The sequence below is a fragment of the Geodermatophilus maliterrae genome (assembly GCF_041018925.1).
Taxonomy (GTDB): domain Bacteria; phylum Actinomycetota; class Actinomycetes; order Mycobacteriales; family Geodermatophilaceae; genus Geodermatophilus; species Geodermatophilus maliterrae.
Genome location: NZ_JBFNXQ010000014.1, coordinates 56662 through 71633, shown reverse-complemented (window position 1 = coordinate 71633; position 14972 = coordinate 56662). Strand labels below are relative to the sequence as shown.

The 14972-nt window shown below is 74.5% G+C and carries 13 protein-coding genes and 1 pseudogene; 3 read left to right on the top strand and 11 right to left on the bottom strand.

Features of this window, described 5'->3' with window-relative positions; translation table 11 throughout:
• The 5 genes and pseudogenes from ABQ292_RS07085 to ABQ292_RS07065 all read right to left on the bottom strand — a co-directional run.
• Positions 1-708, bottom strand: a pseudogene (locus ABQ292_RS07085) (hydrolase); the annotation flags it as partial.
• 284 nt (positions 709-992) lie between these two features.
• Positions 993-2528, bottom strand: coding sequence for an AMP-binding protein (locus tag ABQ292_RS07080; protein WP_369204679.1), 1536 nt, complete (start codon positions 2526-2528; stop codon positions 993-995).
• 95 nt (positions 2529-2623) lie between these two features.
• Entirely contained in the window at positions 2624-3055 is a 432-nt protein-coding gene (locus ABQ292_RS07075) for a DUF1772 domain-containing protein (protein WP_369204677.1), read from the bottom strand.
• Positions 3052-3363, bottom strand: coding sequence for a hypothetical protein (locus ABQ292_RS07070; RefSeq protein WP_369204675.1), 312 nt, complete (start codon positions 3361-3363; stop codon positions 3052-3054). Before ABQ292_RS07070 ends, ABQ292_RS07075 begins: the two co-directional genes overlap by 4 nt.
• Entirely contained in the window at positions 3360-4118 is a 759-nt protein-coding gene (locus tag ABQ292_RS07065) for an SIR2 family NAD-dependent protein deacylase (RefSeq protein WP_369204673.1), read from the bottom strand. The genes ABQ292_RS07070 and ABQ292_RS07065 overlap by 4 nt, the downstream gene beginning before the upstream one ends.
• Before the next feature lie 203 nt (positions 4119-4321).
• Between ABQ292_RS07065 and ABQ292_RS07060 the strand changes: the two genes are divergently transcribed.
• Genes ABQ292_RS07060 through ABQ292_RS07050 form a run of 3 tightly spaced genes read left to right on the top strand, consistent with a single transcriptional unit; the run spans position 4322 to position 8648 of the window.
• The gene (locus ABQ292_RS07060; protein ID WP_369204671.1) at positions 4322-7186 is read left to right on the top strand and encodes an aconitate hydratase; all 2865 of its coding nucleotides are present in this window, start codon (positions 4322-4324) and stop codon (positions 7184-7186) included.
• Complete coding sequence (locus tag ABQ292_RS07055) at positions 7186-7947, top strand: SDR family oxidoreductase (protein WP_369204669.1); 762 nt, start codon at positions 7186-7188, stop codon at positions 7945-7947. Before ABQ292_RS07060 ends, ABQ292_RS07055 begins: the two co-directional genes overlap by 1 nt.
• Entirely contained in the window at positions 7944-8648 is a 705-nt protein-coding gene (locus ABQ292_RS07050; RefSeq protein ID WP_369204667.1) for a sirohydrochlorin chelatase, read from the top strand. Before ABQ292_RS07055 ends, ABQ292_RS07050 begins: the two co-directional genes overlap by 4 nt.
• A gap of 18 nt (positions 8649-8666) precedes the next feature.
• On the opposite strand, the gene ABQ292_RS07045 is transcribed toward ABQ292_RS07050, so the two are convergent.
• The 6 genes from ABQ292_RS07045 to ABQ292_RS07020 form a co-directional block, all read right to left on the bottom strand.
• The gene (locus ABQ292_RS07045; protein ID WP_369204665.1) at positions 8667-9506 is read right to left on the bottom strand and encodes a sulfurtransferase; all 840 of its coding nucleotides are present in this window, start codon (positions 9504-9506) and stop codon (positions 8667-8669) included.
• Complete coding sequence (locus ABQ292_RS07040; protein ID WP_369204663.1) at positions 9503-9964, bottom strand: SgcJ/EcaC family oxidoreductase; 462 nt, start codon at positions 9962-9964, stop codon at positions 9503-9505. Before ABQ292_RS07040 ends, ABQ292_RS07045 begins: the two co-directional genes overlap by 4 nt.
• A 43-nt stretch (positions 9965-10007) precedes the next feature.
• Positions 10008-11900 carry an ABC transporter ATP-binding protein gene (locus ABQ292_RS07035; RefSeq protein ID WP_369204661.1) on the bottom strand — a complete coding sequence of 631 codons (1893 nt, stop codon included), beginning with the start codon at positions 11898-11900 and terminating at the stop codon, positions 10008-10010.
• An 82-nt stretch (positions 11901-11982) separates the two neighbouring features.
• Positions 11983-12756, bottom strand: a complete 774-nt coding sequence (locus ABQ292_RS07030) for an enoyl-CoA hydratase/isomerase family protein (protein WP_369204659.1) — start codon at positions 12754-12756, stop codon at positions 11983-11985.
• Positions 12753-12983: a helix-turn-helix domain-containing protein gene (locus ABQ292_RS07025; RefSeq protein ID WP_369204657.1), complete on the bottom strand. Its 231-nt coding sequence runs from the start codon at positions 12981-12983 to the stop codon at positions 12753-12755. Before ABQ292_RS07025 ends, ABQ292_RS07030 begins: the two co-directional genes overlap by 4 nt.
• A gap of 364 nt (positions 12984-13347) precedes the next feature.
• Entirely contained in the window at positions 13348-14949 is a 1602-nt protein-coding gene (locus ABQ292_RS07020) for an ABC-F family ATP-binding cassette domain-containing protein (protein ID WP_369204655.1), read from the bottom strand.
• Between the last annotated feature and the right edge of the window lie 23 nt (positions 14950-14972).

The following is a 14972-nucleotide window of genomic DNA, read 5'->3' as shown; positions in this document are numbered from 1 at the left end:
GGCGGCCTCGGCCCGGGCGGCGAGGGCGTCGCGCTGCTCGGCGAGCGCGGCGGTCTGCTCGCGGGCGGAGACCTCTTGCGCCTGGGCGCCGGCCAGCTCCGTGGCGGCCTGCGCCTGCAGCGACTCGGCCTGCACCGACGCGGCGGCGGCCTGCTCGCGGGCGGTGGTGGCCTGCTCCTGGAGGACGGTCAGCGTGGCGAGGACGTCGGCGCGGTGGGTGCCGGCCGCCTCGAGCAGCGCGGCCCGCTCGATCAGCTGAGCCGGACCGTCACTGCTCATGAGCGCGGCGGCGCCGGGCGCGGTGGTGCCCTGCATGTAGCTGTCGCGGGCGAACGCGGCGACGTCGGAGCGCCCGCCGGCCAGGTCGGCGTCGGCCTGCACGGCGGCGGCCGCGGCGGCGTCGGCGCTCGCGCGGGCGGCCTCGTAGGCGGCCTGGGTCTCCTCGTAGTCCTGCAGCGCGATCTGCGCGGCCTGGTGCGCGGAGGCGGCGGCCGCCTCGACCTCGGCCAGCTGCGCGCTGAGCACGCCGACCTCGGCCGCCGCGGCGTCGCGCGCGGCCTCGGCGGCGGCGATCTCGGCGTCGCTCGGCGCCGCGGACGCCACCCCGGGGGTCAGCCCGGCGAGGACGAGGGCCGCCAGCACCGTCCCGGCCGTCCGCGCGCCCCAGTGCCGCGCCGTGCGATGTCGAGTGCGCGCTCGCGTGCCCACGTCCGGCCCCTCCCGGTGCGACCGGCGGACGCCGGTCGCACGTGCTCTCCGGGCGCCCCCGTGGGCGCCGCTCAGAGCAGGAGTCGGCCTCGTCGAGAAGCCGGTTGAGCGCGTCTCCCCCGCGGGAGTGAGACCGCCTCACCCCCCGGGGGGCGTCCCCGAGCGGGCGAGGACTCAGAGGAGGCGCCCGCCTGCACGGCCCCGCCGCGAGCAGCGAGGCCGGGGCGCCCCCTGTAGGGGCCCGCCGCGAGCCTGCGAGCGGTGGGGGCAGGGGGGCCCTTACATCAGTTCACCTGGCGGTCGGCGTCCGACCAGAAGGCCTCGCGCAGCTTGAACTTCTGGATCTTGCCGGTGGCGGTGCGGGCCAGCTCGTTCCGGAACTCCACGCGCTTGGGGATCTTGTACCCGGCGATGCGGCCCCGGCAGTGGGCGAGGATCTCCTCCTCGGTGACCTGCTGACCCTCGGCGACCACCACCAGGGCGGTGACCATCTCGCCCCACTTCTCGTCGGGGATGCCGATCACGGCGACCTCGGCGACGGCCGGGTGGCTGAAGACGGCGTCCTCGACCTCGATCGACGAGACGTTCTCACCGCCGGTGATGATCACGTCCTTCTTGCGGTCGGAGATGGTCAGGTAGCCACCGTCGTCGAGGCTGCCGCCGTCGCCGGTGTGGAACCAGCCGCCCTCGAGCGCCTCGCCCGAGGCGTCGGGGTTCTGCCAGTAGCCGGCGAGCACGGTGTTGCTCTGCACCAGCACCTCACCGGTCTCGCTCGTCCGCAGCCGGGTGCCCAGCGCCGGCACCCCGGCCCGGGACAGCCGCTTGGCGCGCTCCTCCGGCTCGAGGTCGTCGAACTCGGCGCGCGGCCGGTTGACGGTGACCAGCGGGGCGGTCTCGGTCAGGCCGTAGATCTGGTTGAACTCCCAGCCCAGCTCCGCCTCGACCCGCGCGATCGTCTTCGACGGCGGCGGCGCGCCGGCCACGACGATCCGCACCCGGTCGCGGCCGGGGACCTCGCCGTCCCAGTCGGCCGCGGCGTCCAGGACCGCGTTCCACACCGCCGGCGCCCCGGCCATCACGGTGACCCCGTGCTGCTCGACCCGGCGCAGGATCTCCGCGCCGTCGATCTTGCGGATCACCACCTGGCGGGCGCCCAGCCCGGCCATCATGTACGGCAGGCCCCAGCCGTTGCAGTGGAACATCGGCAGCGTGTGCATGTAGACGTCGCGGTCGCTGACCTGCATGTGCATGCCGAAGGTCACCGCGTTGACCCACTCGTTGCGGTGGGTCATCTGCACGCCCTTGGGCCGGGCCGTCGTCCCGCTGGTGTAGTTGATCGTGGCGGTGGCGTCCTCGTCCGGCTCCGACCACGGCACCGGCTCGGTGTCGTAGCGCAGCAGCTGCTCGTACTCCTCGCCGGTGGTGAACCGGTGCTCGGCCTCCACGCTCTTGAGCGAGGCCTCCAGCTCCGGGTCGACGAACAGCACCCGCGCGCCGCTGTGGCCGACGATGTAGCTGACCTCCTCCGGCTGCAGCCGGAAGTTCACCGGGACGACGACCCGGCCCGACGACGGCAGCGCCAGGAGGCACTCCAGCAGCCGGCCGGCGTTGTGGCTGACGACGGCGATCCGCTCGCCCTCCCCCACGCCGAGCGCGTCGAGGCCGGCCTGCAGCGCCCGCCCGCGGCGGGCCACCTCGCGGTAGGAGACCTCGCCCAGCGACGGCGCCGGCTGGTTCGGCTCGTCGACGATGCCGACCCGGTCGCCGTAGACGAGCTCGGCGCGGTCGAGGAAGTCACGGGTGGTCAAGGGCACGCGCATGCCGGGCTCCCGGTTGCCAGGGCTGCCGGAGGGGCCCGGTCAGCCGCTCGACGTGGTCCCGGTCACGCTAGCCGCCGCCGGGGCCCGTGGCGTGCTCAGCCGTCCGCGGTCAGCACCAGCCACCCGGCGGCGAGCGTCCCGGCAGTGGCCGCGACCGCGCGGGCGGTGTCGGCGCGCAGCAGCCGCCGGTACGTGCCGTCGTCCCATCCCTCCCCCAGCCGGCGGTGCAGCGGGACGGCCAGCACCGCCGTCACCCCCAGGACGACGGCGAGGCAGGCGGCGCCGGCGAGCACCGGGACCAGCGGCACCCCGGCCGGGCGCGCCGCCAGCAGCCACAGCGTGGTCACCGCCTGGCCGGCGAACAGCGGCCCGACCACCCGGGTGACCCGCCGCTGGTGGGCCCGCTCGTAGGCGGGGAACGCCGTGGCGGGCACGCCGGCGAACTGCGGGTAGACCAGCGCGCGCACCGTCCACTGGAAGCCGGCGTAGGCCGCGGTGAACGCGAGGTGGACGACGAGCAGCGTCACGGCTTCTGCGGCTTGCCGCGCCAGGCGAGGCTCTGCGCGTCCAGCTCGCGCAGCAGCGGGTCGCCCTCGGCCAGCACCCGCTCGGCGAGGGCCACCGCGCCGGCGAGCTGCTCGTCGGAGAGCTGCGCGAAGGCCGGGGACCGCCGCCGGTCCAGGACGTCGTACCAGCACCCCGCCACGGCGTGGTCGAGCACGATCCGGCCGAAGCAGTGGTCGTTGCTGACCACCCAGCGCCCGGCCCGCGCCCGCCGCGGCAGCTCGTCGAGCACCAGCGCGCGGTAGCGGGCCTCCAACTGCCGGCGGTTCACGCCCGGGCCACCAGCCGCGGCAGCGCCGTCGAGATGGGCTCCCGGACGACGAGGTCGGCCAGCCCGTCGTAGGGCGTCGGCTCGGCGTTGACGACGACCACCCGCGCGCCGTGCGCGGCCGCGATCTCGACCAGCCCGGCGACGGGGTACACCACCAGCGAGGTGCCGACGGCGAGGAAGACGTCGCAGTCGGCGGCGGCCCCAGCCGCGGCGTCGAGGACCGCGCCGTCGAGCGCCTGGCCGAAGCTGACCGTCGCCGACTTGAGGATGCCGCCGCAGACCAGGCACGCCGGGTCGGGGTCGCCGGCGTCGATCCGCCCCATCGCGCTGTCCATCGACGTCCGGTCGCCGCAGGAGAGGCACGCGACCGCGTGCACCGTGCCGTGCAGCTCGAGCACCCGCTCCGGCGAGGAGCCGGCGGCCTGGTGCAGCCCGTCGACGTTCTGGGTGAGCAGCGCGCGCAGCCGGCCCTGCCGCTCCAGGTCGACCAGCGCGCGGTGACCCGCGTTCGGGGTGACGTCGCCGGCCCGCAGGTCGGCGCGCATGCGCCACGCCTTGCGCCGGATCTCCGGGTCGGCCACGTAGTAGGACAGCGTGACGAGCTTCTCGGCGTCCGGGTCGCGGGTCCACACGCCGTCGGGGCCGCGGTAGTCGGGGATGCCGCTGTCGGTGGAGATCCCCGCGCCGGTCAGCACCGTCAGCCGCCCGGCACCGGAGAGCCAGCCGGGCAGCGGGTCGGGGACGTCGCCGGTCACGGCGTCCACCGTAGGTCGCCCCCTGCACGGTGCACGTCCGCGGACGTGCAGGGTCGGCGTCCCGCGGCCCCGCCGCCACGGATCGAGACCGAGGTCACGGGAGCAGGGAAGGGTCGCCTTCCCAGCAGGCCGCGGGCGTGGCCTGGGATGATGGGGGATGGCACATCAAAGCCCGATGGACACTCGAGGGTGAGGCGCAAGCAGTGGCAGCCAGCAAGGACAGCTTCGGGGCCCGCTCGACGCTCAGCGTCGACGGCACCGACTACGACATCTACCGGCTCGACGCGGTCGAGGGCTCCGACAAGCTCCCCTTCAGCCTGAAGGTCCTGCTCGAGAACCTGCTGCGCACCGAGGACGGCGCGGACATCACCGCCGACCACATCCGCGCGATCGCGAACTGGGACCCGTCGGCCGAGCCGGACCAGGAGATCCAGTTCACCCCGGCCCGCGTGGTCATGCAGGACTTCACCGGCGTCCCCTGCATCGTCGACCTGGCCACCATGCGCGAGGCCATGGCCGACCTGGGCGGCGACCCGAACAAGATCAACCCGCTGGCGCCGGCCGAGCTGGTCATCGACCACTCGGTGATCGCCGACGTCTTCGGCACCCCGGAGAGCTTCGAGCGCAACGTCGAGATCGAGTACCAGCGCAACGGCGAGCGCTACCAGTTCCTCCGCTGGGGCCAGGGCGCCTTCGACGACTTCAAGGTCGTCCCGCCCGGCACCGGCATCGTGCACCAGGTCAACATCGAGCACCTGGCGCGCGTGGTGTTCCCGCGCCAGGAGGGCGACCGGGTGGTCGCCTACCCCGACACCTGCGTCGGCACCGACAGCCACACCACGATGGTCAACGGCCTGGGCGTGCTGGGCTGGGGCGTCGGCGGCATCGAGGCCGAGGCCGCCATGCTCGGCCAGCCGGTCTCGATGCTCATCCCGCGCGTCGTCGGCTTCAAGCTGACCGGTGAGCTGCCCGACGGCGCCACCGCCACCGACCTGGTCCTCACGATCACCGAGATGCTGCGCCAGCACGGCGTCGTCGGGAAGTTCGTCGAGTTCTACGGCGCCGGCGTCTCCGCCGTCCCGCTGGCCAACCGCGCCACCATCGGCAACATGAGCCCGGAGTTCGGCTCCACCGCGGCCATGTTCCCGATCGACGAGGAGACGACGACCTACCTGCGGCTCACCGGCCGCAGCGAGGAGCAGGTCGCGCTGGTCGAGGCCTACGCCAAGGAGCAGGGCCTCTGGCACGACCCGTCGCGCGAGCCCGCCTTCTCCGAGTACCTGGAGCTGGACCTCGCCACCGTCGTCCCGTCGATCGCCGGCCCGAAGCGTCCGCAGGACCGGGTCGCGATCACCGACGCCAAGCACGCCTTCCGCGCCGCGCTGGCCGACTACGTCTCCGACGGCGAGACCGGCGGTGAGGACCGCAAGCCCGGCGTCCCGGCCGACGAGCAGCCCTACGGCGTCGAGTCCTCCGTCGACGAGGCCTCGGCCGAGTCCTTCCCGGCCTCCGACCCGGCCAGCCCGGCACCGGGCACCGGGCACGGCAACGGCAGCGCCGGCCAGCCGCACCACTACGAGAACGACGCCGTCTCCGAGCGGCCCTCCAAGCGGACCCGCGTGGTCATGGAGGACGGCACGGAGACGTTCGTCGACCACGGCTCGGTCGTGATCGCGGCGATCACCTCGTGCACCAACACCTCCAACCCGCAGGTCATGATCGGCGCCGCGCTGCTGGCCAAGAACGCCGTCGAGCGCGGGCTGAGCTCCAAGCCGTGGGTGAAGACGACGCTGGCCCCCGGGTCCAAGGTCGTCATGGACTACTACGAGAAGGCCGAGCTCACCCCGTACCTGGAGAAGCTCGGCTTCTACCTGGTCGGCTACGGCTGCACGACCTGCATCGGCAACTCCGGCCCGCTGCCGGAGCCGGTCAGCCAGGCGGTCAACGAGGCCGACCTCGCCGTCGTCTCGGTGCTCTCGGGCAACCGCAACTTCGAGGGCCGGATCAACCCCGACGTCAAGATGAACTACCTGGCCTCCCCGCCGCTGGTCATCGCCTACGCGCTGGCCGGGTCCATGGACGTCGACCTCAACGACGACCCCCTGGGCCAGGACGAGGACGGCAACGACGTCTTCCTCCACGACATCTGGCCCTCGCCGCAGGAGGTCCAGCGGGTCATCGACCACGCCGTCTCCGCGGAGATGTTCAGCAAGGACTACGCCGACGTCTTCGCCGGTACCGAGCAGTGGCAGAACCTGCCCACGCCGACCGGGGACACCTTCGCGTGGGACCCGCAGAGCACCTACGTGCGGCGTCCCCCGTACTTCGAGGGCATGCCGGCCGAGCCGACCCCGGTGCAGGACATCACCGGCGCCCGGACGCTGGCGGTGCTCGGGGACTCGGTGACCACCGACCACATCTCCCCCGCCGGGTCGATCAAGGCCGACAGCCCGGCCGGGAAGTACCTGTCCGAGCACGGCGTCGAGCGCCGCGACTTCAACTCCTACGGCTCCCGGCGCGGGAACCACGAGGTGATGATCCGCGGCACCTTCGCCAACATCCGGCTGCGCAACCAGCTGGTGCCCGGCACCGAGGGCGGCGTCACCAAGAACCACCTGACCGGCGAGACGACCACGATCTACGACGCCTCGCGGGCCTACCAGGAGGCCGGCATCCCGCTGGTCGTGCTGGCCGGCAAGGAGTACGGGTCGGGTTCCTCGCGTGACTGGGCGGCCAAGGGGACGGCGCTGCTCGGCGTCAAGGCGGTCATCGCCGAGAGCTACGAGCGGATCCACCGCTCCAACCTCATCGGCATGGGCGTGCTGCCGCTGCAGTTCCCCGAGGGCCAGGACCGCGAGTCCCTCGGCCTGACCGGCGACGAGGAGTTCACGATCACCGGGATCACCGCGCTGAACGACGGCGAGACGCCGCGCACGGTGAGGGTGAGGGCCGGGGACGTCGAGTTCGACGCCACCGTGCGGATCGACACCCCCGGTGAGGCGAACTACTACCGCAACGGCGGGATCATGCAGTACGTCCTGCGCTCGCTGCGGGGCACGGCCGCCTGATGGACCTGGGCCTGGGCGGTCGCGGGTACCTGCTCACCGGCGCGAGCCGGGGGCTGGGCCTGGCGACCGCCCGGGCCCTCGTCGCCGACGGGGCCCGCGTCCTCGTCAGCTCCCGCTCGTCCTCGTCGGTCTCCTCCGCCGTCGAGGCGCTGGGTGGCGCCCCGGCCGCGGCCGGGGTCGCCGCCGACCTGGCCGACCCCGGCGCGGCCGACCTCCTGGTCTCCCGTGCCCTCGAGGTGCTCGGCCGGGTCGACGGCGTGCTGGTCTCCGTCGGCGGTCCCGCGCCCGGCACGGTGCTCGGGACGCCGGAGGAGGCCTGGCGGGCCGGTGTCGACAGCGTGCTGCTCGGCCCCCTCCGGCTGGTCCGCGCGCTCGCGCCGCACCTCGGCGAGGGCGCGGCCATCGGCCTCGTCCTCTCCACCTCCGTGCGCCAGCCCATCGGCCACCTGGCCGTCTCGAACGGGCTGCGCCCCGGGCTGGCGATGACGGCCAAGGCGCTGTCCGACGAGCTGGGGCCGCGCGGCATCCGGGTGGTCGGGCTGATGCCCGGGACCATCGCCACCGACCGGATCACCGAGATCGAGGCAGCCTCCGGCGACCCCGCGAAGGCGCGCGCCCGCACGGAGGCCGGGATCCCGCTGGGCCGGGTCGGGCAGCCCGAGGAGTTCGGCCGGGTGGCGGCCTTCCTGCTCTCCCCCGCCGCCTCCTACGTCACCGGCACGATGGTCGCCGTCGACGGCGGCATCCTGCGGTCACCGTGACCGCACCGGTCCTGGTCGCCTGCGCGCACGGCACCCGCAACCCCACCGGACGGCGGCTGGTCGGCGAGCTCGCGCTGGCCGCGCGGCGGTTGCGCCCGGGCCTGGTGACGACGGCGGCCTTCGTCGACGTGCAGCCACCCACGGTCGTCGACGTCGTCGCCGGGCTGGCCGCCGACCGCCACCCCGCCGTCGTCGTCCCGCTGCTGCTGTCGGGCGGCTACCACGTGCACGTGGACATCGCCGGGGCCGTGGCGGCGCACTCCTCGGCCGTGGCCGCGCGCCCGCTCGGACCCGACCCGCGGCTGGCCGCGGTGCTGTCCGACCGGCTGGTCGAGGCCGGCGCCGACCCGGCCGACCCGCTGACCGCCGTCGTGCTGGCCGCGGCCGGCTCCAGCGACCCGCGGTCGGTCGCCGACGTCGAGGACACCGCCGACCTCCTGCGGCGCTCCTGGGCCGGGCCGGTGACCACCGGCTACGGCTCGGCCGCCCGGCCACCGGTCGCCGACGCCGTCACCGCGGCGCGCAGGGGTGGCGCCGAGCGGGTGGTGGTCGCGTCCTACCTGCTCGCCCCGGGGCACTTCCACGGCAAGCTGGCCGAGGCCGGCGCCGACGTCGTCACCGCTCCCCTGCTGCCCGACGAGCGCATCGCCGCCGTGCTCCTGGACCGCTACGACGCCGCCGTCGGGTGCCAGCAGCGCTAGAGGGGCACCGGGACCGGGTCAGCCGGGGTCGGGTCCGGTCGCCACGGGGCGGGCGGGGTCGGCCGACCACTGCGACCACGACCCCGGCCACAGCGCCGCCTCGATCCCGGCCTCCGTGAGCGCGGCCACCTCGTGCGCCGCGGTGACGCCGGAGCCGCAGTAGACGCCGACCGTCGTCCCCGGCCGCACGCCCAGCGCCGCGAACCGCTCGGCCAGGTCGGCGCGGAAGGTCCCGCCGGAACCGAGGTTCTCCACCGTCGGCGCGCTCACCGCGCCCGGCACGTGCCCCGCGCGGGGGTCGACCGGCTCGGCCTCGCCGCGGTACCGCTCCCCCGCCCGGGCGTCGAGGAGCACCCCGCCGCGCGCGGGCAGCGCCGCCGCCTCGTCGGCTGACAGCACGGGCATGCCGCCGCCGGTGAATACCACGTCCCCCGGCTCCGGGACGACGTCGCCGGTCACCAGCGCCCCGCCGGCGGCCGTCCACGCGGCCAGCCCGCCGTCGAGCAGCCGGACGTCGGCGAGGCCGCCCCAGCGCAGCAGCCACCAGGCCCGCGCGGCGGCCAGCCCGCCAGTGGCGTCGTAGGCGACCACGGCGTCGCCGTCCCGGATGCCCCACCGCCGGGCGGCGGCCTGCAGGTCGGCCACGGACGGCAGCGGGTGCCTCCCCTCGGCCGGCGACGGCGGCGCGGCCAGCTCGGTGTCGAGGTCGACGAACACCGCGCCGGGCAGGTGGCCGGCCAGGTACCGCTCGCGGCCGCGGTCGTCGCCCAGCGCCCACCGGACGTCGAGCAGCACGGGCAGCCGCGGTGCCGCCAGCAGGTCGGCGGCGTCGAGGAGAACGGCGCCCAGCACGCTCACCGGACGGCGAGCAGGCCGCGCAGCTCCTGGGTCAGCGCCTCGCGGGCGTCCCGGCGCCCCAGCCACGCGGCCGGCGTCGCCTGGAACAGCGAGATCTTCCAGCGACCGCCCTCGACGACCGCGACCACCGTGTGGATCGCGTGCAGCCCGGGGTCGATGTCGTCCTCGCCCGGCGGGATCATCCCGGAGTGGGCGTGCAGCACCGCCACGCCGTCCGCCAGCGAGCGCACCGACCGGACCACGCCGACGTAGGTCGCCGTCGGGTGGCTGCCGAAGACCCGCCGCAGGTCCGAGGCGATCGACAGCCGCCCGTTCACCGTGGTGCCGTCGTAGCCGACCATGTCCCCGTCGTCGGCGAACCCGGACGCGACGGCCGCGCCGCTGCGCCGGTTCCAGCCATCGAGGAAGGCGGCGTAGAGCGCGCGGATCTGGGCGTCGTGCGGATGGGCGGACGTCACGGAACTCCTCCTGGTGCTGCTGTGGCCAGAGGAACGCTAGTTGCTACGCCGCGCCGACCGTCCGACGCTCGCCGTCGGCGAACTGGGTCCGGTAGAGGTCGGCGTAGCGCCGCCCGAGCGCCAGCAACTCCGCGTGAGTACCCGACTCCACGATGCGACCGTCGTCGACGACGAGGATCTGGTCGGCGCTGCGGATCGTCGACAACCGGTGGGCGATCACCAGCGACGTCCGGCCGGCCAGCGCGGTGTCCAGCGCGTGCTGCACCGCCACCTCCGACTCGCTGTCGAGGTGTGCGGTGGCCTCGTCGAGGATGACGATCCCCGGCGCCTTGAGCAGCACCCGTGCGATCGCCAGCCGCTGCTTCTCCCCGCCGGAGAGCCGGTAGCCGCGGTCGCCGACCACGGTGTCCAGGCCGTCGGGCAGCGAGGCGATCAGGGCGGCGATCCGCGCGCCGGTCAGTGCCGACCACAGCTGCTCCTCGGTGGCCTCGGGCCGGGCGTAGAGCAGGTTGGCGCGGATGGTGTCGTGGAACAGGTGCGCGTCCTGGCTGACGACGCCGATCACCTCGCGCAGCGAGGCCAGGGTGGCCTGCCGGACATCGACCCCGCCGACCCGCACCGAGCCGCCGGTGACGTCGTAGAGCCGCGGCACCAGGTTGACGATCGTCGACTTGCCGGCGCCGGAGTGCCCGACCAGCGCCACCATGTGCCCCGGCTCGACGCGGAAGCTGACGTCGTGCAGCACCGCGGTCGGGCCGCCGTGCTCGGGCAGCGACACGTCCTCCAGCGAGGCCAGCGAGACGTCGGCGGCGGCCGGGTAGCTGAACGAGACGCCGTCGAACTCGATCGAGCGGTCGTGGGCCGGCACCGGCACCGCGTCGGGGGCCTCGTCGATCATCGGCGGCAGGTCGAGCACCTCGAAGACCCGGTCGAAGCTGACCATCGCGCTCATGACGTCGACCCGGACGTTGGACAGCGCCGTCAGCGGCCCGTACAGCCGCGACAGGAGCAGCGCGAGGGCCACGACGTCGCCCGGCGAGAGCGACCCGGTGAACGCCAGCCAGCCGCCCAGGCCGTAGACCAGCGCGGTGGCCAGCGCGGCGACCAGGGTGAGCGCGGTGAAGAAGGTGCGGCCGTACATGGCCGACAGGACGCCGATGTCACGGACGCGGGCCGCGCGGCCGCGGAAGGAGTCCGCCTCGACCTCGGGCCGCCCGAACAGCTTGACCAGCAGCGCGCCGGCGACGTTGAACCGCTCGGTCATCGAGGAGTTCATCGACGCGTTGAGCCCGTAGGACTCCCGGGTGATCTCCTGCAGCCGCTTGCCGATCCGTCGCGCGGGCAGCACGAACACCGGCACCAGCACGATCGACAGCAGGGTGATCTGCCACGACAGCGTGAACATCACGCCGGCGGTGAGCACCAGGCCGATCACGTTGGAGACGACCCCCGACAGCGTCGACGTGAACGCCTGCTGCGCGCCGATGACGTCGTTGTTGAGCCGGCTCACCAGCGCACCGGTCTGCGTGCGGGTGAAGAAGGCGACGGGCATCCGCTGCACGTGCTCGAAGACCCGGGCGCGCAGGTCGTAGATGACGCCCTCGCCGATGCGCGCGGAGTACCAGCGGGTGGCCAGGGAGATGGCCGCGTCGACGACGGCGAGACCGGCGATGAACAGCGCGATGCGGACCACGTCGCCGGCGGTGCCGTCGAGGCGGGCGATGCGGTTGACGATCTGCCCGGCCAGCAGCGGGGTGATGACGCCGATGACCGAGGACCCGACCACCAGCAGCAGGAAGAAGGTCAGCTCCCGACGGTAGGGCCGGGCGATGCCGAGGATGCGGCGGACCGTTCCCTTCGGCAGCTCGCGCGAGGTGACCGACGGGTCACGGCGGAACGACCGCATGGCGGCCATGGAGGTCATGGGACTGCTCATGGCGCGACCTCCTCCCCCGGCGACGGGTTCGGCCGGCGGCAGCGACAACAGCCGCCGGCCGTCCCCTGTTCCGGTCGCCTGCTCAGCGGCCCGCGAGCTCGGCCAGCCGCCGCGCCTGCGCGGCCCGCTCCGCGGCGTCCTGGCTCTCCGGGTCGTTGCGGACGGCTGAGCGCACCAGCGCCGCGGTCTCCCGGCCGGCGCCGACCGGCGGGGCGGTGAGTGCGGTCACCAGTCCGCGCACCGCCTCGTCGAGCCCGTCGGCCGGGACGACGGCGTTGGCCAGGCCCATCGTCAGCGCCTCGGCCGCCGCCACCGCCCGCCCGGTCAGGCAGATCTCCATCGCCCGCGAGTAGCCCACCAGCTCGGTCAGCGTGCTCGTGCCGGTGAGGTCGGGGACCAGGCCGAGGGTCGCCTCCGGCAGGCGCAGCGACGCGTCCTGGGTGAGCACCCGCAGGTCGCAGGCCAGCGCGAGCTGCGCGCCGGCCCCGATGGCGTGCCCCTGCACCGCCGCCACCGACACGATCCCCGGCGACCGGAGCCAGCGGAACCCGGCCTGGTAGGTCCGGATGCGCTCCTGGGCGAGCTCGGCGGACATCTGCCCGAGCTCGCCCAGGCCACCGGGGGTGGAGGGATCGGTGCTGAAGAGGCTGCGGTCCAGCCCCGCGGAGAAGGCGCGGCCGGTGCCCCGCACGACGACCACGCGGACGTCGTCGTCGAGGGAGGCACCGACCGCCGCCAGCGCCGTCCAGGTGGCCGGCGTCTGCGCGTTGAGTCGGTCGGGCCGGTCGAGCGTGACGGTGAGGACGGCGCCGTCGCGGGCGGTGCGGACCCAGCCGTCGGCGTCGGCCGCCGTCACGCGGTCTTCTTGTTGTTCCGGTTCGCTCCGCCACGGCTGCGCAGCGTGGCACCGGACTCCGACAGGAGCCGGTGCACGAAGCCGTAGGACCGGTTGGTGGACGTGGCGAGGGACCGGATGCTCTCCCCGCCGTCGTAGCGCTTCTTGAGCTCGTCGGCGAGGGACGTGCGGTCCCCGCCCGTGATCCGCTTGCCCTTGCCGAGGTCCGCCGTGCTCGAGTCGGCCATGACTCCCCTCCGTCGTCGCCGTCCGCGCCGGCGACGCCGGCCCGTCGGGTGCTCGTCCGCGTGGTGCCGCCGTCCCCGTGACGCCGGCCTCCCGCGTCGATGATCACCCAGACGACCGAGGTCGGCCACGCGAACGAGGGAATCGAGGGCGGCCAGGGGACCGGACACGTGCGCCGCCCGACGCCGTGGCCGGGCTCGGCGCGACCGGGGGACGGCACCTGGCCGCGCCGGGAGGTGCGCCGCCCGCGCAGGACGGCGGGCCGGTCGCGGGGCCGCAGGCTCCCGACCGGGACGCCGTGGCGGGGCTCAGCGTGACCGGGGGACGGCACCTGGCCGCGGTGTCGGCCGGAAGGCCGACGGAGTATTACGCCAGCTCGACGAGGTCGGCGAGGTCCTCGCTCCAGGCGTCCTCGGTGCCGTCGGGCAGCAGGATCACCTTGTCGGGGTCGAGCGCGCGCACCGCGCCCTCGTCGTGGGTGACCAGCACGATCGCGCCGGCGTAGGTGCGCAGCGCGTCGAGGACCTGCTCGCGGCTGGCCGGGTCGAGGTTGTTGGTCGGCTCGTCGAGCAGCAGCACGTTGGCGCCGGAGACGACCAGCGTGGCCATGGCCAGCCGGGTCTTCTCGCCACCGGAGAGCGTGCCGGCCCGCTGGTCGGCTGCGTCGCCGGAGAACAGGAACGCGCCGAGGATCCGCCGCAGCTCCGTGTCGGTGCTCTGCGGCGCGGCCGCCCGCATGTTCTCCAGGAGCGACCGGTCGTGGTCGAGGGTCTCGTGCTCCTGCGCGTAGTAGCCGATCCGCAGGCCGTGCCCGGGCCGCACCTCGCCCGTGTCGGGGACCTCGGCGCCGGCCAGCATGCGCAGCAGCGTCGTCTTCCCGGCGCCGTTGAGCCCGAGGACGACGACCCGCGCGCCCCGGTCGACGGCGAGGTCGACGTCGGTGAACACCTCGAGGGAGCCGTAGCTCTTCGACAGGCCCTCGGCGGTGAGCGGCGTCCTCCCGCACGACGCCGGCGTCGGGAACCGCAGCTTGGCCACCCGGTCCTGCACCCGCACGGCCTCGAGCCCGGCGGCCAGCCGCTGGGCGCGCTTGTCCATGCTCTGCGCGGCCTTGGCCTTGGTGGCCTTGGCGCGCATCTTGTCGGCCTGCGCGGAGAGTGCGTCGATCTTGCGCTCGGTGTTGGCCCGCTCCTGGCGGCGGCGGCGCTCGTCGGTCTCGCGCTGGGCCAGGTAGGCCTTCCAGCCGAGGTTGTAGACGTCGACGGTGGCCCGGTTGGCGTCGAGGTGCCACACCTTGTTGACGACGGCGTCGAGCAGCTCGACGTCGTGGCTGATGACGACCAGCCCGCCCTTGTGCGCGGCGAGGAACGACTTGAGCCAGGTGATCGAGTCGGCGTCGAGGTGGTTGGTGGGCTCGTCGAGCAGCAGCGTCTCGGCGTCGGAGAAGAGGATGCGGGCCAGCTCGACGCGGCGCCGCTGGCCGCCCGAGAGGGTGCGCAGCGGCTGGCCCATGACCCGGTCGGGCAGGCCGAGCGCGGTGCAGATCCGGGCGGCGTCGCTCTCCGCGGCGTAGCCGCCCAGGGCGGCGAACTGGTCCTCCAGGTGCCCGTACCGGCGGACGGCGCGGTCGCGCTCGGCGTCGTCGGCCGGCTCGGCCATGGCCACCTGTGCCTTGACCAGCCTGGCCTTGAGGACGTCGAGGCCGCGGCCGGACAGCACGCGGTCGGTGGCGGTGGTGTCGAGGTCGCCGCTGCGCGGGTCCTGCGGCAGGTAGCCGATCTCGCCGGTCACCTCGACCCTGCCGGCGTGCGGCAGGCGTTCGCCCGCGAGCGTGGTGAGCGTGGTCGTCTTGCCGGCGCCGTTGCGCCCGACCAGGCCGATGCGGTCACCGGCCTGCACGCGCAGGTTGATGTCGCCGAGGAGGATGCGGGCGCCGGCGCGCAGCTCCAGGCCGGTCGTCGTGATCACTGATCCCAGGGTAGGCGCTGTCG